The sequence below is a fragment of the Corallococcus sicarius genome (assembly GCF_003611735.1).
GTDB classification, from domain to species: Bacteria; Myxococcota; Myxococcia; order Myxococcales; family Myxococcaceae; genus Corallococcus; species Corallococcus sicarius.
In genome coordinates, this window is record NZ_RAWG01000182.1 from 1 (window position 1) to 19,269 (window position 19,269).

Genomic DNA, 19,269 nt, shown 5'->3' on the forward strand with positions numbered 1-19,269 from the left:
CCCCCGCCGCCCTGTCCCCCCGGCTCAGCGTCGTCATCGCCACGTACAACCGGCTGCCCCTCATCACGCGCCTGCTCCAGCAGCTCGCCGGCCAGACGCTGCCGCCCGAGGACTTCGAGGTCGTCGTGGTGGACGACGGCTCCGCCACCGACGTGCGCGGCCCGCTGATGGCGCTCCCGCTGCCCTACGCCCTGCGCGTGGAGGTGCAGCAGAACGCGGGCGCCGCCGCCGCGCGGCACCGGGGCGTGCTGGCCGCGAAGGGCGCCGTGGTGCTCGTCACCGACGACGACATGCAGGTGGCCTCCGACTTCCTCGCGCGCCACCTGGCCCACCACCCGCCGGGCTCGCGCAACGTCGTGCTGGGCCGCATCCGCCCGGACCCCGAAATCAGCGACATGCCGCTGTTCGAGCGCTGGTACGCGCACCTCAACAACCGCATGGCGGAGGAGCTGTCCGTCCCCGGCGCGAAGGCCCGCGGCAACCACCTGTACACGGGCAACGTGTCCTTCCCCCGCGCGGACTACGTGGGCGTGGGCGGCTTCGACAAGACGCTGGGCCAGTCCGAGGACGTGGAGCTGGGCGTGCGCCTGGAGAAGGCCGGCTGCGCCTTCCACTTCGCCCCGGACGCCTACGTGCTGCACGGCAGCGACCATGTCAGCTTCGAGAAGTGGATCCGCCGCGCGCACCGCTACGGCATGTTCGACACCCACGTCTCCGTGAAGCACCCGGACGTGAAGGGCGTGAACCCGTGGCGCCTGCTCTTTGAGACGAACCTCCTGTCGCGCCCGCTGCTGGCCACCGCGGTGGTGGCGCCGGAGGCGTCGCGCCGGCTGACGAACGCGGTGGTGAGCGCGTCCCAGGTGGCGGACAAGCTGGGCCTCAAGGGCGCCGCGTTCGCGGGCACGTCCGTCGCCTACGGCATGGAATACCTGCGCGGGGCCCGCACGGAGGCCGGTGGCCTGAGGGGCATCGCCAAGGGCGTCGCGCGCTACCTGCAGGGCCGGGGGAACAGCCAGGAATGAAGACCTTGATTGGAGCGCTCATCTCGGACGCGGTGGAGATGGCGAAGGCCGCCTCCGGCACGTCCGATGCGAAGTCGCTGGCCAAGGTGGTGCTGACCAGTGATTCGTACCGCATCACCGCGCTCAACCGCGCGCGGGAGGCGGCCATCACCTTCCACATCCCGCTGCTCAACCACGTGCTGCGCGTGGCGCAGACGGCGGTGATGGGCATCGAGATTGGCAAGGACGTGACGCTGGGCAAGGGCGTGTACTTCGTGCACAGCCTGGGCGTCGTCATTGGCGGGGACGCGCGCATTGGCGACCGCGTGCGCTTCTACGGCAACAACACCGTGGGCACCGCCAAGGACAACGGCTACCCCGTCATCGAGGACGATGTCTGGATTGGCGCCGGGGCCCGCATCCTGGGACCGGTGCGCATCGGGGCGCGCTCGCGCATCGGGGCGAATGCGGTGGTGCTCCAGGACGTGCCGCCGGACAGCGTCGCGGTGGGCATCCCCGCGCGCATCTTCCCGCGCAAGGACCAGGATGAGGTCGCGCTGTAATCGCAGTCGGTGGTGGGTTCGTGCTGGGGGATGCGTTGAAGAAGGTCATGGCTGACAGTGCGAAGCAGACGCGGTGGAAGCGGAACATCATCCTCACGTGCGCGGTGCTCGGGAGCAGCGCCGGCGTGGCGATGGCGCAGCAGGACTCCGCGGCGCCGAAGGACGCGAAGCCGGATGCCGCCGTCCAGGACGCCGCCGCGAAGCCGGACGTGCCCGTGGATCCGTCCGCCTCCGTCATCATCTACGACGGGGGCCTGAAGCCCGGCTGGAAGGACATCGGCTGGGCGCCCCGGGAGCTGCCGAAGAGCGCGCCCGCGCGGCTGCGGATGTTCAACTACGGCGGGTGGATCCTCTACCAGCCCAAGCTTGGGGGCGCGTACGGCGCGCTGTCCTTCCGCTTCACCGCGCCGGAGGCCCACGGCGAGTTCCTGGACGTGCGCCTGGACGCGCCCGGCGCCTCGGTGTTCCCGCACGTGCGGATCAGCCCGGAGTTCATCGTCAAGAAGGACCGCGAGTGGGCGGAGGTCGTCGTGCCCATGGAGGTCCTCAACCCGCGCAACCTCCCCTTCGACCGGCTGGTGATGCGCGCGTCGAAGGACGTGGGCCGCGACTGGGTGCTCTTCGACAAGGTGGCCCTGGTGCCGCTGGCGCCGGACATCGCCGCGGCTCGCGCCGCCGGGGGTGGCCGCGCGGGGAGGGGTGCGGGCAAGGAGTCGAAGATGATCATCGACTGCGCCGCCCCGTCGCGCCCCATCAGCCCGCTCATCTACGGCATCGCGCTGGACGGCAACCGCGAGACGCAGGACACGCACCAGTGGAAGCTGGGCGCCACCATCCGCCGCTGGGGCGGCAACCCCACGTCCCGCTACAACTGGAAGCTGGGGCGCGCGTGGAACACCGGCAACGACTGGTACTTCCGCAACGTGCAGCTGGGCTTCGGCGCGGATGACTTCCTGGAGTCCAACCGCAAGCACAACGTGCAGTCCGCGCTCACGCTGCCGCTGATTGGCTGGGTGGCCAAGGACACGTCCTCCGTGGGCTTCCCGGTGTCCGAGTTCGGCCCGCAGCAGGCCGTGGACGACACGGAGCCCGCGGGCGGCAATGGCATGCGCCGTGACGGCACGCCCCTGCCCCCGGGCCCGCCTGGCACCACCAGCGTGCAGGCCCCGCCAGAGTTCATCTCCGAATGGGTGCGCGCGCTGAAGGAGGCGGACGCGAAGCGCGGCGGCGGGCCCGGGAGCAGGGGCGTGAACATGTACATCCTGGACAACGAGCCCGCCCTCTGGAGCTCCACGCACCGGGACGTGCACCCCGAACCGCTCACGTATGACGAGCTGCTCAAGCGCACCATCGACTACGGCACCGTGGTGCGCCGCGCGGATCCAGAGGCCGTCATCGCCGGCCCCGCCGAGTGGGGTTGGACGAACTACTTCTGGTCCGCCGCCGACTTCGCCCCCGGCCGCCCGCCCTACACCGACCGGCGCGCGCACGGCGACGTGGCGCTCATTCCCTGGTACCTGCGCGAGCTGCGCGAGCACGAGAAGAAGACGGGCGTGCGGGTGCTGGACGTGGTGGACGTACACTTCTACCCGCAGAGCAACGTGGGGTTGGGGCTGGAGGGCGCCACCGACGCGGAGACCAACGCGCGGCGGATCCGCTCCACGCGCGCGCTGTGGGACCCCAGCTACAAGGACGAGTCCTGGATTGGCGAACCCATCCAGCTCATCCCGCGCGTGAAGCAGTGGATTTCGGAGAACTACCCCGGCCGGGGCATGTCCATTGGCGAGTACAACTTCGGCGCCATGAAGCACATGAGCGGGGGGCTGGCGCAGGCGGAGGCCCTGGGCCGCTTTGGCCAGCAGGGGCTCACCTCCGCGTTCTTCTGGCAGTACCCCGCGGAGAACAGCCCCACGTTCTGGGCGTTCCGCGCGTACCGCGACTTCGACGGGAAGGGCGGCCGCTTCCAGGACGTGTCCCTGCCCACCACCGCGCCGGAGGGCACCAGCCTGTTCGCGTCCCGCGACGCGTCCGGCAAGAAGCTGGTGGCCATCCTGCTCAACTTCGACCCGGAGCAGGCCGCCCAGGCCCAGCTGGAGCTCAAGGGCTGCGGCACGCTCAACGCCGTGCGCGTGCTGGGCTACTCGGGCGCGCCGGGTGGTTTCACCGAACAGGCCGCCGGAACGAAGGCCGAACAGGCCCTGTCACAACGCCTTCCCCCCTACTCCATCACCGTGCTCGACCTCACGGTGAAGTGAAGACGACGCCTTGACCACCGCACACGCCAAGTCCGCAGCCTCGCCCCGCCCGCGCCTGAACATCGGCCACCTCGCCATCGACCAGCTCACGTTCCCGGAGGCCGTGCAGGCCATTGGGGACCTGGTGGACGCGCACCAGGGCGGCTACGTCTTCACCGCCAACGTGGACCACGTCGTCCTCGCGGAGACGAACACGCGCTTCCGCGACGCGTACCAGAAGGCCACCATCTCCGTGGTGGATGGGATGCCCATCGTCTGGGCATCGCGCATGCTGGACGTGTCCCTGCCCGAGCGCATCGCCGGCTCCGACCTCATCCTCCCGCTGGTGAAGCTGGGCGCCGAGCGCAAGTGGCGCATCTTCCTGTTGGGCGCGGGCCCCGGCGTCGCGGAGAAGGTGGGCCGTCAATTCCAGACGCAGTACCCGGGCATTGAAGTGGTGGGCTGGGACTCGCCGATGGTGAACCTGGACGCGGGCGACGCGCAGAACGACCCCATCGTCGCGCGCATCCGGGAGCAGGATCCGCACCTGCTCTTCGTGGCCCTGGGCAGCCCCAAGCAGGAGGTGTGGATTTCCCAGGTGGCCCAGAAGCTGGGGCCCACGGTGGCGATTGGCATTGGCGCGGGGTTCGACTTCATCGCCGGTACGGCCAAGCGCGCCCCGGAGTGGATTGCCCGCTCCGGCTTCGAATGGCTCTACCGCCTCACCCACGAGCCCAAGCGCCTGTGGCGCCGCTACATCCTCAATGACTCGCAGTTCGGCGTCATCCTGCTGCGCGAGCTGTGGAAGCGCACCGGCGGCAAGCAGGACGGGTGAGTCCCCGGGGACTCGAACGCCTGTCTGTCCTTTGAGTTCAAGGCTTGAGGGGATTGTCCCCTCCCTGGACTTTTACAGACAAGACTGAGTATTCTTGCCCCGCACGCCTTTCGCGGGGGTGCCTCGACTTGTGTCTGGGGTTGTAGCCTCCCGCGTCCGCGGGCGTGCCCACCCACCACACCGGACGCACCCATGTCCCCTGTCGTTCCCCGCTCGTCGCCCTGTTGGGCGGCGCGCCTCGTCGTGTTCGCGGCGTTGCTGCTGTCAGCCATTGGCCTGCCGGCGGAGGCCGCCACCAATACGGAGGCCACGCAGAAGGCCATCCACTTCCTGAGCGCGGACGTGGCCAACTGGACCACATCGCAGAACTGCATCGCGTGCCACCGCCAGGGCGCGGCGGTGTTCGGGCTGTCGAGCGCCAAGGCCAATGGCTACAACATGGCCCAGCCCACGACCAACGGCCGCACCATCCAGGGCAACCTGGACTTCCTCGCCGGGCGCATCAAGGCGGACCAGCGGCCCGGTGGCAACTGGCTGCACGAGGGCAGCATCTATCCGAATGAGAAGACGAGCTGGGCGTCGTTCGGCCTGGCGGGCTTCGACCAGTACATGTCCACGCAGTACAGCAGCGCGCTGGTGATGGCGGCCAACTGGGCGGTGGGCATCCAGCAGGCCAGCGGGCGGTGGCCGGAGGACCACGTCAGCTTCCCGGTGGACTACGGCAGCGTGCCGCTGACGGCGCGCTTCATCGTGACGCTGGCGCAGGCGAAGCAGCGCGTGGACCCCGCGAAGGCGGCGGCCTACCAGGCGGCCATCGACAAGGCGGCGGCGTACCTGCGCGCGAACGTGGGCAACAACGACACCTCCGGCGCCGGTGACGGCATGCCGTACACGTTCCAGAAGTCGTGGGCCATCGTGGGCCTGAAGGCGGCGGGCCCGGGCGCGGGCAACGTGAACACGAACACCATCACGGGGCTTGCGAACCAGCTGGCGGCGATGCCCCCGGTGGGCGGCAAGGGCTGGGGCAACCTGCCCTCGGACGCGTCCAACGACTTCGCCACTGGCATTGGCGTGTATGCGATGTGCCTCGCGGGCCTGGAGCCGGCGAGCAACGCGCGCCTGTTCAATGCCATTGAGTGGCTGAAGTCGCGGCAGGCGGCGGACGGCAGCTGGGGTTCGGGCACGGCGACGCCGGACATCCCGACGACGTTCGCGTCGCTGGGCCTGGCGTGCTTCGGCGACTTCAACGTGGAGGTGTCCGTGGTGGGCGAGGACACGAAGATGTTCCCCATCTACGAGCCGGCGGCGCAGGAGACGACCTACACGTTCCGGGTGAAGAACCACGGCTACCAGGCGGACACGTACACGCTGGGCGCGGCGGGCGGCCTGCCGGGTTGGACGGCCACGCTGAGCCGGCCCACGGTGTTCCTGGCCTCCGGCGCGGAGACGACGGTGACGCTCACCGTGCGCGCTCCGGCGAACCTGGGGCCTTCGCTCCTGTCGGAGGTCACGGTGACGGCGGCCTCGGGAGGCGCGGTGGGGGTGTCCGCTTCGGCGCGCATCCGCACGTACACGCCGCCGCCGCCGCCGGTGACGGGCCGGGCGACGACGACCACCCTCCTCACGCCCGCGGCCAACGCGACGGTGACCATCGGGCAGCCGGCGCTGCTGTCGGCCCGGGTGGTGGACGCGTTGGGCACGACCGTCACGGGTCCGCTGAAGGGCGTCGTGACGTTCTTCGTGGCCGGTGTCGCGATTGGCGCGGATGACGACGCGGACGGCAACGGGGTGTTCTCCCTGCCGTGGAACCTCTCCACGGACACGTGGACGGTCACCGGGGCGCAGGACTACCGCGCGGTGTATTCAGGCGTGACGCTGCCCACGCCGCCCAACCTCCTGGGCAGCACGGCGTCCCAGACGCTGGTCATCAACGCCTATCCGTACACGCCGCCGGAGATCATCATCGGCAACCAGCCGGCGTTCCTCCGGGAGACGACGCTGTCGGTGTGGGGCTTCGTGAAGCCCGCGACCAACGGGGCGGTCATCACGTATGCGGCGTTCATCGTGAACGGCGGCACGCCGGTGGTGGTGAACCCCGAGGCGAGCGGTGGTCTGGTCTTCACCCCGGTGGAGCTGGTGGAGGGCCCGAACATCATCCAGCTCACCGGGCGCGACAGCCTGGGCGGCATCACCACGAAGCAGATCAACCTCACGGTGGACCGCGTTCCGCCGGTCATCACCATCCAGTCGCCGGTGCAGGGGCAGGTGGCGGGCACGTCCCTCGTGGAGGTGACGAGCCTGATTGATGAGCAGACGCCGACGCGCGTGCAGACGCAGTGGGTGAACACCACGCTGCTGGAGTTCGGCACCGGCACGGTGACGCACCCGGTGAGCATGCCGAACTTCGGGGAGCAGGGCATCCTGGTGCGCGCCACGGACGCGGCGGGCAACGTGACGGAGGCCGTGGTGCACGTGTTCGTGGACGCGGGCACGCCCACGGTGACGACGGATCCGGCGGACGGGGCCACCTTCGGGCCTCGTGCGAACCACACGCTGCCGTATGTGATTCGCGTGTCGTCCATGTCGGCCACCACGGTGAAGCTGGGCAACCAGATGTTCCAGCTGCCGCGCGGCGGCGGGGAAATCCAGACGTCGGTGCCGCTGGCGTCGGGGGTGAACACGCTCACCATCGACGTGACGAACGAGGCAGGCCGCAGCGCCCGTGCGACGCGCACGGTGCGCTATGACACGCAGGCGCCCACGGCGACGCTCCTCGCGCCGACGCCGGGCGGCACGGTGGGCGGCGTCATCACCCTGTCGGCCCGGGTGACGGATGCGCTGAGCACCATCAAGAACGTGGCGTTCTCACGGGACGGGTCGGGCATCCGCGCCGGCACGCTCCAGTCCAACGGGACGTGGACCGCGGAGCTGGACACCCGCGAGCTGCTGGACGGGACGCACACCGTCGACGTGTGGATGACCGACGCGGTGGACAACTTCGTCATCCAGAGCTTCAGCTTCACGGTGAAGAACAACCCCTGAGCACCTGACAGGGTTTGAGCGGTGCCGTTCGTTGCGGGGTGGGAGGTCCTCACGGGCCTTCCGCCCCGTTTTTCACTCTCAGGTACCGTTGCGCCTGAGGGCACCACCATGGATGTGAGCAGGGCCGGGGTGTGGATGTTGTTGCTCGTGCTCGTCACGGGCTGCGCGGGCGGTCCCACGGTGCGGCTGCGCACCGAAGCGGGTCCCGTGCGGACACACGTGCCCCGGACCGGGGAACGGCGTGTCCCCGTGAGTGCCGGGGACTTCGAGGCAGCGCTGGCCCGCCTGGTGTTGGACGTGCCGTTGACGGTGCGGCCTTCGCGGCAGGGGCGCGTGGTGCGCGCTTCGGCGGGCGAGGGGGCCCTGCTGGACCAGGGGCTCGCGTACCTGCTGCGCGACCGGTACGGGAAGTGGTGCCGGGCCCATGAGGCGCCGGTGGATTGTCTGTCCTTGCTGGAGGAGGGAGCAGGCTTCAGCGCGATGGACCGGCTGACGTTCGCCGTGGGCCTGTCGCTGGAGCCGCTGCGCGAAAGCATTGCGGATGCCGTGGAGGACACGCTGGATCCGGCGTTCTTCGTGTCCCTGGTGGTGGGAGTGCTGACGTCGTGGGCGGTGCTGGCGGCGGCGCCGGAGCCTGTGTTCACCAAGGCCGCGGCCGTGCTGGCCGCCGTGGTGCTGGCGTACGTGGGGATCAAATCGTTCCTGGCCGTGGTGAAGGCGTGCGGGACGCTGAAGGCCGCGACGGACCGGGCCACGACGTTCCAGGAACTGGAGGAGGCGGGAGAGACCTTCGGCCGGGTGTTGGGTCCGGAAGTCGCCCGGCTCTTCGTGCTCGCGGTGACGGTGTTGGTGAGTCACGGCGTGACGCTGGGGATGTCGTCGGCGCTCACGGGGCTGCCCGGGTTCACGGAGGCCTCGGTGCTGGGGGCCTCCCAGGTGAGCATCCGACTCTCGGCGGTGACGGAGGTGACCGCGGTGGCGGTGGTGGACGGCGCCGTGGAGGTGACGCTCGCGTCCACGGCGGTGGCGATGGCCGCGATGGGGCCTCCGGCGGGTGGCGGGCCGCCGTCAGGGGGACCGGGGAAGTGGGTGCAGACAATGGAGTCCATGTCCGAGCGCGCCCGGGCGTATCAGGCGCAGGTGACCGGGGCTCCGGAGGGGTCCGCGTACCGGGTGCAGGAGGGGGACATGGTCGCGGACTTCGACGGCTTCAATGCGACGGACGACCTGCTCCTGGAAGCCAAGGGCCCGCGCTATGCGAAGTTCATCAAGGACGACATGGACATGAAGGAGTTCTTCCGGGGCTTTGGAAAGATCCTGGACCAGGCCGGGCGGCAATCCGAACTGGCGAATGGAAGGCGGATCCGCTGGATTGTCGCGGAGGAGCGATTCGCCAACTTCCTTCGAGAAGCCTTCAAAGGCAGCCGGCTCAAGATAGAGGTCGTGCACGTCCCACCCGTGCCATGAGGAGTCCTGGAGCCATGAAAGAGTCGTACTACGCGGGCTGCTACTGGGTGGCCCGGCAGGAGCCCGTCGAGGCTTGCGCCCAGCGATTGGCGGACTTCCTCCAGCAGGTGAGCCCGCTGGAGCCCACGTGGAGCCGCTGGCATCAGGCGGCCGGCAGCTTCAAGAAGGCCCGTCAGCTTCAGGTCCAGCCAGACGCAACCACGCTCGCGAAACTCCTGGGCCGCAAAGCCCATCGGTTTGGCGACAGGTCCAGCTTCTGGCTCTGGGCCGGCGAGAACGAGGAGGAAACCACGGGATTCCATGGCAGCTGCGGGAGTTCCTCAACGCGGGTGGCCTCTGTCTGCGTCCTCAACTCGCTCACTTCGGGCCAGGTCGCGGAGCGCGTGCTGACCGCCCCCGTCCTGACCGGCGTGGTGCGCGCCATGGCGCTCGCGTGGGAGCCCGAGGTCGGCCTTGCCACCTCCAGTGTGCACCGAGACCTCATCGTGACCGATGAGTTCCCCGAACCGGGCGCCTTCGTCGGCTGGGTCATGTACTTCGCCCACTTCCGGGGCACCGTCCCCCCGCTCCCCGCCCCCGTCCAGGTGGAACACCTGCCGGACCGGGGCACGCTCATCACCCTTACCCCGGAGAAGTTCACCGTCTCCAACCCGGAGCACGTCGCCCTGGCCGCTGACGTCCAGGCCCGCCTCCAGGACGCGGGGCTGCTCCGCCCCCTGCGCCCCTGGGGCACCTGACGCCAAAGTCAGCGCCGACCGGGCTTCGCCAACCTGCGCAGCAGCACTTCATGCGCGGGATGGCGGGCCACCATGGCCTCCGCATCCGGCAGCTCGAAGTCCGCGAAGTCGAACCCCGGCGACACCGTGCAGCCCACCAGCGTGTACGCCCCCAACGGCTCCGCCGCCTGGAGCACCCCCGCCGGCACCAGCACCTGCGGCTGCTCACCCTTCGTCACGTCCCGGCCCAGCACCGCCGTCTCCAGCCGGCCGTCCTCGTGCACCAGGTGCAACGCCAGGGGCTCCCCGTCGTGGAACAGCCACAGCTCGTCCGAACCCACCACCCGGTGCCACGCGGAGAAGATGCCCCGCGTCAGCAGGTAGTAGATGGCCGTCCCCGCGGACCTGCGGCCCCGCAGCGTCTGCACCTGGAACGCCGCCCGGTAGGTCTCCCGGTAGTAGCCGCCCTCCGGGTGGGGCTTGAGGTCCAGACTGCGCACCAGCTCGTCGACCATGGTGGCCCCAGTCTAACGCCCGCGCGTCTCAGGGCTTCTTCTTCTGCTGCTGCATCGCGGACGCCACCAGGTTCATCAGCTTCAACTGCACCGGCGTCAGCCGCCGCAGGTTGCGCATGAGCCGGCGCATCTCCGGGGGCTCCTCGTCGGTTCGGGGCTTCGGCTTCTCCTTCGGCGGCGGCGCGGCGAACTCATCTCCCAGCCCCAGCATGTCGTGCGGCGGGATGTTCAGGACGACGCACAGGCGGCGCAGGTTCTGGACGCTGGGCAGCATGTGGCCGCGCTCCAGCCGGCCATACACCTCCGACGCCATGCCGATGCGGTCCGCCACGTCCGCCTGGGTCAGGCCCATCCGCACCCGCACCGAGCGCGCCGCCGCGCCGAGGATGCCCGCCAGTTCAGTATCCATGCCCTAAATCCCCGGTAGGAAGCGCCCCCATGGCCGCGGGCGCACGGCATAACCCTGAAGGTCGGGTCATGTCACCATACCCCTGGCGTTTTTCAGCCCCCCACCGGCCCCTGCGCACCCTTCCCTTTTCCGAGTCGCTTCGAGGGCGGCACCGACTCAGGGCGAGGGCTCCACCAGCGGCGTGCGCCGCCGCTCCGCCGCCGTGAACAGCAGCGCCAGCGGCAGGCCCAGGAACAGCGCGTGCCACACAATCTGGAGGAACTGCGGCGCGTCCAGGAACCAGGGGAAGTAGCCGCGCGCCAGGAACTGGAAGTCCACCAGCCAGACGAAGATGCCGAAGAGCATCCCCACCGCCGCCTGGAACTCCCAGCGGCCGCGCCCATCCGTGGGCAGCATCGCGTCCAGCAGCGTGTACACGAGCCCCCAGCCCGCGGAGGCGACCAGGTGCACCGCCAGCCCCACCGCCACCGCCAGCCCCGTGGACACCTGCGGCGTGAAGGCAGGCGGCCCCAGCACCACCGCCGCGCTCATCCGCACCGGGGAGAAGGGGCTCTCCCCCGCCGCCACCGCCAGGGCCGTCTCCGCCAACGCCAGCATCACCCCCGCCGCCACGCCAAAGAGCAGCCCGTTCGTCACCGACCAGGGGATGGGGGTGCGCCGTTCCATGGATGCCTCCTCGGGCATGCGGGCCCGTTCGCGCGCGGGTCCCTGGGCTTCAACGCTGCGCACCCGCGCGGAGGCGGGCAGCCACCCCGCACCGCACGCCCGCCGCACCGACACCCGGCCTTGCGGGCGGCTCGCATCCACCCCCTGGAATGCGTCACCCGGGGCCGTGCAGACCCGTCATTTCTTCCCCCTACGATTTCCGGGGCCCCGTAACTTCTTCAGCCCTCGCCCGTCTGCCTGGCGTGAAAGTACCTGGAATTCCCGGGACCCACGGCCGGCATGGGGTTCGCAAGGACACAGGGTGTCGAGGAAACCGAGCCCGTGTCCCAGTCCGCCCGAAATCGCCTGTCCCCTCCGTACCGCGTTCACTACGCGCCGCCTGCATGGCGGGAGGTGGGACGCATGTCCGCCGAGGCCTTCGAGGCCCTGCAGCAGACGCTGCTGCGGCTGGCGGAGCGGTCGCGCAACCAGGACTCGTCCGTGGGACCCGCGCGCCACTGCGTGGAGGGACACGACCTGGAGCTGCTCTACGAGCGCGACCCGCGGGCCAGCACCCTCACGCTGCTGGCCGTGAACCGCGTGCGCTGACGGGCTCCCGTGAACGCTCAGTCGCTCCGGCCGGTCAGCCGGTGCACCGCGGTGACCAGCTCGTCCGGGATGATGGGCTTGCGCAGGATGCCCCGCGTGCCGGGCAGCGCCTCGGTGGCGACGGCGGTGAGCACCAGCACGGGCACGTCCTTCAGGCGGGGCCACTCCGCGCGCAGCCGGCGCAGGAACTCCGGGCCGCCCATCACCGGCATCATCAGGTCCAACAGGATGAGGCTCGGCGAGGCCACGTGGACAAGCTCGTCCAGGGCCTCGCGGCCGTTCGCCGCGACCACCACCTCGTAACCTTCCCCCTCCAGGATTTCTGCGACGGCGGCGCGGACGTCTTCATCGTCCTCCACCACGAGCACGGGCTTGCGCGGTGCGGGCTGGGCCATGCGCTACAGCATACGGACCCCCTCCCCCACTCAGGCCATGGCATCCCTGAAAATCCAGATGACTGGTGGACACATGCCAACCCCGAAAGGCCCACTTCACGGGCTCCTGGGGGCAGGCACCCCCGCCGGGGAGGCCCTCGCGGACTGGGACTCCGGGTCCTTCCAGAGGGGATTCCGGCTCGCAAACGTGTGGTCCCTCACGCGAACCCTGCACCCGGGGAGTCCGGGGGGTTAGCGAGGCCCCGAACCCCTTCCTACCTTGGGCAACCATGTCGATGAGGGCCACGCAGCAGGCAGGGACCGCCGAGAGGGCGGAGGCGGACTGGAAGGCGCGCGCCTGGCGGGAGCTGGACGCGGCGCGGGCGCGGACGCGGGCGATGCTGGAGCCCGTCCCGGAGACGGAGCTGATGCGGCAGCACTCGCCGCTGATGTCGCCGCTCGTCTGGGACGTGGCCCACATGGCCAACTACGAGGAGCAGTGGCTCTTGCGCGCGCTGGGGGCGCCGGCCATCACCGACCCCGCGTTCGACGCCATCTACGACGCCTTCCGCCACCCCCGGAACACCCGCGCCACGCTGCCGCTCCTGGAGCCCGAGGCCGCCTGGGCCTACGCCACGCGCGTGCGGGAGGCGGTGCGCGCGCACCTGGAAGCGGTGCCCCTGGAGAGCGCGGATCCGCTGCTCGCGGGCGGCTTCGTCTACGGCATGGTGGCGCAGCACGAGCAGCAGCACGCGGAGACGCTGGCCGCCACGCTGCAGCTGATGACGGAGGTGGAGTACCTGCCGGTGGAGGCGCTGCGCCCGCGGCCCGGCGCGGTGCCGCAGCACGAGGTCTTCATCCCCGGCGGCCCGGTGCCCCTGGGCAACACGGACGCCTGGGCCTACGACAACGAGCGCCCCCGGCACCTGGTGGACGTGGCGCCCTTCCTCCTGGACGCGCACCCCGTCACCACGGGGGACTACCTCGTGTTCGTGGAGTCCGGCGGCTACGAGGACGCCCGCTGGTGGGACCCCAAGGGCTTCGAGTGGATCCAGGCCGAAGGGCTGCGCCACCCGCTCTTCTGGCTGCCGCGGGGTCAGCACGTCTGGCTGCGCCGCCGCTTCGGCACGGTAGAGCCGCTGCCCAGGGACGAACCCGTCCAGCACGTGTCCTGGTACGAGGCGGACGCCTACGCGCGCTGGGCCGGCAAGCGCCTGCCCACCGAGGCCGAGTGGGAGAAGGCCGCGCAGGGCAGCGACGGCGTGGAGCGCGCATACCCCTGGGGGAACGACGCGCCCACGGACGCGCACGCCAACCTGGGCGGGTCGCGGTGGGGCGTCTCCCCCGTGGGCAGCCACCCCCTGGGCCGCAGCGCGGACGGCGTCTTCGGGCTCCTGGGGGACGTGTGGGAATGGACCTCGAGCGACTTCCAGCCGTACGCGGGGTTCCGGGCCTTTCCCTACCGCGAGTACTCGGAGGTGTTCTTCGGCACCGCGTCGAAGGTGCTGCGGGGAGGGTCCTGGGCGAGCGCGCCGGTGGCGGTGCGCAACAGCTTCCGCAACTGGGACTTCCCCATCCGCCGGCAGATCTTCGCCGGCTTTCGCTGTGCACGGGACGTGAGGTGAGGGGCGCATGAGGCTGAGGACGGAGCAGTGCGAGGGACAGGTTCCGGGCACCGGCGCGGAGCCCGGCGTGCGGGTGGACGTGTACGTGAAGCCGGGGGATGCGCAGCACGCGCTGCGGGAAGAGGCCCTCCAGGGCCTCTGCCAACCCGCGCCCAAGGAGCTCTCACCCAAGTGGCTCTACGACGAGCGCGGCAGCCAGCTCTTCGACGACATCACCCGGCTGCCGGAGTACTACCCGACGCGCCGCGAGCGCGAGATCCTGCACGCGCACGCGGACGACATCGCCCGGCTGAGCGGCGCGGACACGCTGGTGGAGCTGGGCAGCGGCACCAGTGAGAAGACGCGCCTGCTGCTGGACGCCATGGACGCGGCCGGACAGCTCCAGCGCTTCGTGCCCTTCGACGTGAGCGAGGCGTTCCTGCGCAAGGCGGCGGCCGGGCTCGCGCACGAGTACCCGCGCATCGCGGTGCACGCCGTCGTGGGCGACTTCGAGCACCACCTGGGGCGCATCCCCCGGGGTGGCCGCCGGCTCATCGCCTTCCTGGGCGGCACCATCGGCAACCTGAAGCCGGCGCAGCGCGCGCTGTTCCTGCGCGAGCTGTCCTCGGGGCTGCGGCCGGGGGACGGGCTGCTGCTGGGCACGGACCTGATCAAGGACCGCGAGCGCCTCTTCGCCGCCTACAACGACAGCGCGGGCGTGACGGCGGACTTCAACCGCAACGTGCTGCGCGTGCTCAACCGCGAGCTGAACGCGGACTTCGACCCGGAGGCCTTTGAACACCTGGCCCCGTTCGACGAAGCGCACAAGTGGATCGAGATGCGGCTCATCTCCCGGAAGGCCCAGTCCGTGTGGCTGGGGGACCTGGAGCGGCGCGTGGACTTCGCGGAAGGCGAATGTCTGCGCACCGAGGTGAGCTGCAAGTTCTGTCGGGAGCAGGTGCAGACGGAGCTGCGCGACGCGGGCCTGGACCTGTCCGCCTGGTGGACGGACTCGGACGGCGACTTCGCGTTGTCGCTGGCGATGAAGCGCTGAAGCAGGGAGTCCCGCCCGGCGCGCTCTCCCTCGTTGTGGGGGGCGCCGGGCCAGGGACATGCACCGGGGTACGACCGACTGCGTGCGACTTAACGGCGGCGCGGCGGGTTGCGGCGCACCGGCACGGGGACCGGGGCCGGCTCGGCCGGGCGGGTCCACGCGGCCCAGAGCGCTGCCGCCGCGGTGATGACCAGGCCTCCCGCTGCTGCAAGCTGCTCACCCAGGGCGCTGATCTCCACGACGGCCAGGGGGAGGGGGAGCATCTCGGTGAGCGTCATGCGAACTCCTTACGAGGGGGCACAGCGTGAGGACCTGATACGGGCCGGGACGGGAGCTCGACACAAGTCGGGAGGCTAAGGTTAGGAAGTCGGAAGGCCTAAAGGAAGTCCCGGGGTGTCGTGATGACGGGGCGTGGACGGAATTGCACCTCGGGTCGAGCCCGAAGTCCATCCCCTCCCAGTCCTCCCCGCGCGAAACCATCACACGTTCCACGTAATGAGGACACGCGGGCCGCGCAGGACGTTCCCGCCTGCCTGCTCCTCGTCGCGCGCCGTCACCCGTGCGGGTGGTGCGTCCGCCACTCCACCATCATGCAGTGGTCCTGCACCACCTGGATGCCCGCGCGCGCCAGTCGCTCCGCCACGGCGTCGTTGCGGATCCCCTTCTGGAACCACACCGCGCGAGGCTTCTTCGCGAGCAGCTCCTCCACGTGCGCGTGGATGTCGTCCGGACGGAGGAACACGTCCACCACGTCCACCTCACCGGGCACGTCCTTCAAGGACTTGTAGGCGGGCTCGCCCAGGATGCTCCCATGCTCGCCGTGCGTGGGGACAGGCAGCACCGTGAAGCCGTGGTCCTTGAGGAACTTCGGGATGGCGTGCGCGGGCTTGTCCGCATGGGACTCCGGACGGATCCCCAGCACGGCCACGCGCTTGCTGCTGCCGAGCAGCGAGCCAATCGCCGTTGCACCTTCGATGAGGTTCTTGCGCCAGTCGTCCATGGGCTGCTCCTTGTGGGAGCGCGTATCGAAGGGGACGAGGCAACCCGCGCACAACCCGGAGCCTGACGGGGTGGACGTGAACCGTCCGCCGCAGGACTTCCCTGTTCAAACTTCAGCGGGGCGCGGCCTGGACCTGGATGGTGCGGCAGGCCTCGGTGGCCAGGCGCACCTCTTCGGCGGAGGCGCCGGGGAGGCTCGCGCAGAGGAACAGGTCGTCTCCCACGCGGCGGGCGCCGAAGAACACGGGGGCCTCCGCGCCCACGCCTCCGTCCGCCAGCGAAGGGGCGAGCGTGACGCGCAGCAGGGAGAAGGACTGCGTGTCCTCTTCCTGGTCCAGCGACAGCGTGAAGCTCTTCATCTGCTCGCGGACGGTGTCCGCCAGCTTCTCCGAGGAGGGCATCTGTTCGCCCTGCCCCGGCTTCAGGTCCACGCGCAGCGCCGGGCGGCCGGGAGGGCCCGCCTGGAAGCTGCCATCGGTGGCGACCTGCGCGGACCACCCGGGCGGCAGCGGCACCTTCACGCCCGAGCGCAGCCCCGCGTCCTCCGTCAGGCCGCCGGAGGAAGGTGTCTCCTCCTGGCAGCCCCGGCATCCCGCGAGCAGCGCGAGGGTCACGAACGCGCCCCCGCGCACGCTGGACGGGAAGACGGACACCTACTTCTTCTCGCCCATGGGAGGCGGCGGGTTGCCCTTGCCGATGTTCTCCATCTTCAGCGAGCCCTCGAGGATGGCGCCGCGGTCCATGGTGAACGACGGCGTCTCCAAGTTGCCCTTCATGCGGCCCGGCTGCTTCAGCTCGATGAGCTGCGCGGCGCGCACGTTGCCTTCCACGGTGCCATTGATGATGACGGTGCCGGCCTGGATCTCCGCCTGCACGCGGGCGCCATCCCCAATGACGAGCACGTCCTTGGTGATGATCTGCCCGTTGAACTTCCCGTCAATTCGAACCTGACCTTCGAAGGTGAGCTTCCCCTCGAACTCGCTTCCCTTACCCAGAAGCGTGTGAACCTCACCCGGACGCGTCGACACGAAATCCTCCTCCCGTTTGAACAGGGGCTTGCTGGGTGCTTCGTCTTTCTTCCCGCCAAGGAGCGCCACGCCCTACTCCTTCCTCAGAAGCTTCAACAGCCGATCCAGGTCATCGTAGGAGAAGAAGTCCACTTCCAGGGTGCCTTTTCCCGGGCTTTTCTCCGACAAGCGCACCTTTGTCCCCAATCGACGTTGCAGCTCTTCGGTGAGTGCCTTCACCTGCGGGCTCACCTTGGGCGCCGGCTTCCCGGCGTCCTTCTTCGTCGACCGGCCCTGCTGCACCAGTCGCTCCGTGTCGCGCACGGACAGCTTCTTCTCCGTCACCTGGCGCGCCAGGTTCTGCAACTCCGGCAGGCGGGGCACGCCCAACAGCGCTCTCGCATGGCCCATGCTGAGCGACCCGTCCGCCACCATCTCCTTCACATCCGGCGGCAGCGCCAGCAGGCGCAGCGCGTTCGCGACGGTGGAGCGCTCCTTGCCCACGCGCTGGGCCACCTGCTCCTGCGTGAGCTTGAACTCATCCACCAGGCGCTTGTAGCCATCCGCCTCTTCAATGGGGTTCAGGTCCGCGCGCTGGAGGTTCTCCACCAGGGCCAGCTCGAAGGCCTGCGCCTCCGTGACTTCCCGCACGATGGCCGGGATGTCCTTGAGGCCCGCAGCCTGGGACGCGCGCCAGCGGCGCTCGCCGGCGATGATCCGGTAGCCGTCCCCGTCCTTGCGCACGAGGATGGGCTGCAACAGCCCCTGCGCCTTGATGGATTCAGTGAGCTCGTGGAGCTTCGTCTCGTCGAAGTGGCGGCGGGGCTGGAGGCTGTCGCGGTGGATGGATTCGATGGCCAGCTTCAACACGCCGGCCTTCGCGGGCGCGGTGGCCGCCGGGGCGGCGGGGGCCGCCTGGGGGATGAGCGCGGAGAGGCCCCGTCCCAGGGCTCGCTTCTGGTTGTCTGCGGTCTTCTGCACGGCGGTCAGGGACTCCCGCGCCGGCGTGGTGCCGGCGCCTCGGGCCTTCGTGTGTCCCCCGGCGAACCGGGGCACGCGTCAGTCCATTCGCTTCAAATGAGCAGGGCGGTCAGGCGACCCGGCGCTTGGGTGACCGGGGGGTCTCCCGGCGCATCAGCTCCCGGCCGAGCGCCAGGTAGCTCTCACAGCCCTTCGACTTGATGTCATAGAGGATGATCGGCTTGCCGAAGGACGGGCACTCGGACAGGCGCACGTTGCGCGGCACGACGGCCTGGAAGACCTGGTCCTTGAAGTAGCCGCGCACCTCGTCCACGACCTGGTGGGCGATGTTCGCTCGCGCGTCGAACATGGTGAGCAGGATGCCCTCCATCTTGAGCGCGGGGTTCAGGCCCTGCTTCACCAGGTCGATGGTGTGCGTGAGCTGCGACAGGCCTTCGAGCGCGTAGTACTCGCACTGCAGCGGGATGAGGACGGAGTCCGCCGTCACCAGCGCGTTGAGCGTGAGCAGGCCCAGCGAGGGCGGGCAGTCGATGATGATGTAGTCGTACTTGTCCTTGAGCGGGAGCAGGGCTTCGCGCAGGCGGAACTCGCGCCGCTCCTGGTTCACCAGTTCGACCTCCGCGCCGGTGAGGTCGGGCGTGGCGGGGATGACCTGGAGGAACCGCAGCTCCGTGGGGTGGATGAGCTCTGAAGCGGGACGACCGCCGAGGAGCGCATCGTAGACGGTGCCATGGAGGGCATCGCGCTTGAGACCCAGGCCGCTGCCCGCGTTGCCCTGGGGGTCCATGTCCACCAGCAGGGTGCGGCGCTCCGCGGACGCGAGACTCGCCGCGAGGTTGATGGCGGTGGTCGTCTTACCGACCCCGCCCTTCTGGTTGGAGATGCAGATGATACGACCCACGTGGCCCATCCTCTCTCGCCCCGGGTCCACCGGAGCCCCGCGCACTAATTAGTGCTCGAGATGCACGAACTGGTGCTGATCAGGCAGGTAGCACGGGGTTCGCGGACGGATCAAATTCACTTCCGAGAAGAACCGGGCGCCCCTGCCAGGCCCCTTGCTTGGGGACCAGTAGGCGCGGCGGAGCGGGCAGCGCGTGGGCTGGAATTCGCGCGGAGGGAGGGTCTGCGACTGGGCCTGCCCGCTCACTTCCGGTGGCCTTTCGGGGCCGTGCTTCGGGACCGTCCGGAAGGTGGTCGGGTTTTTTCGGGAGGGC

General features: G+C 69.9%; 20 protein-coding genes. 10 read left to right on the top strand and 10 right to left on the bottom strand.

The annotated features are described in order from the left end of the window. The first annotated feature begins 11 nt into the window (after positions 1-11). The 7 genes from epsD to D7X12_RS25160 all read left to right on the top strand — a co-directional run bounded on the left by epsD (position 12) and on the right by D7X12_RS25160 (position 9,879). Positions 12-1,022 (top strand): exopolysaccharide biosynthesis glycosyltransferase EpsD, encoded by a 1,011-nt coding sequence (gene epsD / locus D7X12_RS25130; RefSeq protein ID WP_439329393.1) that lies wholly within the window; start codon positions 12-14, stop codon positions 1,020-1,022. Beyond that, positions 1,019-1,564: a serine O-acetyltransferase EpsC gene (gene epsC / locus D7X12_RS25135; protein ID WP_120627818.1), complete on the top strand. Its 546-nt coding sequence runs from the start codon at positions 1,019-1,021 to the stop codon at positions 1,562-1,564. The genes epsD and epsC overlap by 4 nt, the downstream gene beginning before the upstream one ends. 47 nt (positions 1,565-1,611) lie before the next feature. After that, on the top strand, positions 1,612-3,819 hold the full coding sequence (gene epsB, locus D7X12_RS25140; RefSeq protein WP_120627831.1) for a GH44 family glycoside hydrolase EpsB: 2,208 nt from the start codon (positions 1,612-1,614) through the stop codon (positions 3,817-3,819). Between the two features lie 10 nt (positions 3,820-3,829). Continuing rightward, positions 3,830-4,633 (top strand): exopolysaccharide biosynthesis glycosyltransferase EpsA, encoded by an 804-nt coding sequence (epsA, locus tag D7X12_RS25145; RefSeq protein WP_120627819.1) that lies wholly within the window; start codon positions 3,830-3,832, stop codon positions 4,631-4,633. Positions 4,634-4,825: 192 nt separating this feature from the next. Continuing rightward, positions 4,826-7,675 (top strand): Ig-like domain-containing protein, encoded by a 2,850-nt coding sequence (locus tag D7X12_RS25150; RefSeq protein WP_120627820.1) that lies wholly within the window; start codon positions 4,826-4,828, stop codon positions 7,673-7,675. Positions 7,676-7,783: 108 nt separating this feature from the next. Then, positions 7,784-9,142, top strand: coding sequence for a restriction endonuclease fold toxin 5 domain-containing protein (locus D7X12_RS45130; protein WP_120627821.1), 1,359 nt, complete (start codon positions 7,784-7,786; stop codon positions 9,140-9,142). Between the two features lie 14 nt (positions 9,143-9,156). Then, positions 9,157-9,879, top strand: coding sequence for an immunity 52 family protein (locus D7X12_RS25160; RefSeq protein WP_120627822.1), 723 nt, complete (start codon positions 9,157-9,159; stop codon positions 9,877-9,879). An 8-nt stretch (positions 9,880-9,887) separates the two neighbouring features. Here D7X12_RS25160 and D7X12_RS25165 read toward each other — a convergent pair whose 3' ends face one another. The 3 genes from D7X12_RS25165 to D7X12_RS25175 form a co-directional block, all read right to left on the bottom strand. Continuing rightward, positions 9,888-10,373, bottom strand: coding sequence for a cupin domain-containing protein (locus D7X12_RS25165; RefSeq protein ID WP_120627823.1), 486 nt, complete (start codon positions 10,371-10,373; stop codon positions 9,888-9,890). Positions 10,374-10,401: 28 nt separating this feature from the next. Then, a complete protein-coding gene (locus tag D7X12_RS25170) occupies positions 10,402-10,782 on the bottom strand; it encodes a helix-turn-helix domain-containing protein (protein ID WP_120627824.1) in 381 nt (126 codons plus the stop codon). A gap of 156 nt (positions 10,783-10,938) precedes the next feature. Then, entirely contained in the window at positions 10,939-11,448 is a 510-nt protein-coding gene (locus D7X12_RS25175; RefSeq protein WP_120627832.1) for a hypothetical protein, read from the bottom strand. A 402-nt stretch (positions 11,449-11,850) separates the two neighbouring features. Between D7X12_RS25175 and D7X12_RS25180 the strand changes: the two genes are divergently transcribed. Next, entirely contained in the window at positions 11,851-12,036 is a 186-nt protein-coding gene (locus D7X12_RS25180) for a hypothetical protein (RefSeq protein ID WP_120627825.1), read from the top strand. 17 nt (positions 12,037-12,053) lie between these two features. Here the strand turns inward: D7X12_RS25180 and D7X12_RS25185 are convergent, their stop codons facing one another. Beyond that, a complete protein-coding gene (locus D7X12_RS25185; RefSeq protein WP_120627826.1) occupies positions 12,054-12,431 on the bottom strand; it encodes a response regulator in 378 nt (125 codons plus the stop codon). Between the two features lie 269 nt (positions 12,432-12,700). Between D7X12_RS25185 and egtB the strand changes: the two genes are divergently transcribed. Both egtB and egtD read left to right on the top strand, forming a co-directional pair. Then, positions 12,701-14,035: an ergothioneine biosynthesis protein EgtB gene (egtB, locus tag D7X12_RS25190; RefSeq protein WP_120627827.1), complete on the top strand. Its 1,335-nt coding sequence runs from the start codon at positions 12,701-12,703 to the stop codon at positions 14,033-14,035. A gap of 7 nt (positions 14,036-14,042) precedes the next feature. Then, on the top strand, positions 14,043-15,068 hold the full coding sequence (egtD, locus tag D7X12_RS25195) for an L-histidine N(alpha)-methyltransferase (protein WP_120627828.1): 1,026 nt from the start codon (positions 14,043-14,045) through the stop codon (positions 15,066-15,068). Between the two features lie 89 nt (positions 15,069-15,157). Here egtD and D7X12_RS25200 read toward each other — a convergent pair whose 3' ends face one another. The 6 genes from D7X12_RS25200 to D7X12_RS25225 all read right to left on the bottom strand — a co-directional run bounded on the left by D7X12_RS25200 (position 15,158) and on the right by D7X12_RS25225 (position 18,956). Continuing rightward, entirely contained in the window at positions 15,158-15,346 is a 189-nt protein-coding gene (locus D7X12_RS25200; RefSeq protein WP_120627829.1) for a hypothetical protein, read from the bottom strand. Positions 15,347-15,621: 275 nt separating this feature from the next. Continuing rightward, on the bottom strand, positions 15,622-16,068 hold the full coding sequence (locus D7X12_RS25205; RefSeq protein WP_120627830.1) for a CoA-binding protein: 447 nt from the start codon (positions 16,066-16,068) through the stop codon (positions 15,622-15,624). Positions 16,069-16,180: 112 nt separating this feature from the next. Beyond that, on the bottom strand, positions 16,181-16,720 hold the full coding sequence (locus D7X12_RS25210; RefSeq protein ID WP_167509042.1) for a hypothetical protein: 540 nt from the start codon (positions 16,718-16,720) through the stop codon (positions 16,181-16,183). Beyond that, on the bottom strand, positions 16,721-17,164 hold the full coding sequence (gene bacM, locus D7X12_RS25215) for a bactofilin BacM (protein WP_120610427.1): 444 nt from the start codon (positions 17,162-17,164) through the stop codon (positions 16,721-16,723). Positions 17,165-17,167: 3 nt separating this feature from the next. Continuing rightward, entirely contained in the window at positions 17,168-18,055 is an 888-nt protein-coding gene (locus D7X12_RS25220) for a ParB/RepB/Spo0J family partition protein (protein ID WP_120627834.1), read from the bottom strand. Between the two features lie 109 nt (positions 18,056-18,164). Further along, the gene (locus D7X12_RS25225; RefSeq protein WP_120610426.1) at positions 18,165-18,956 is read right to left on the bottom strand and encodes a ParA family protein; all 792 of its coding nucleotides are present in this window, start codon (positions 18,954-18,956) and stop codon (positions 18,165-18,167) included. Positions 18,957-19,269 lie beyond the last annotated feature (313 nt).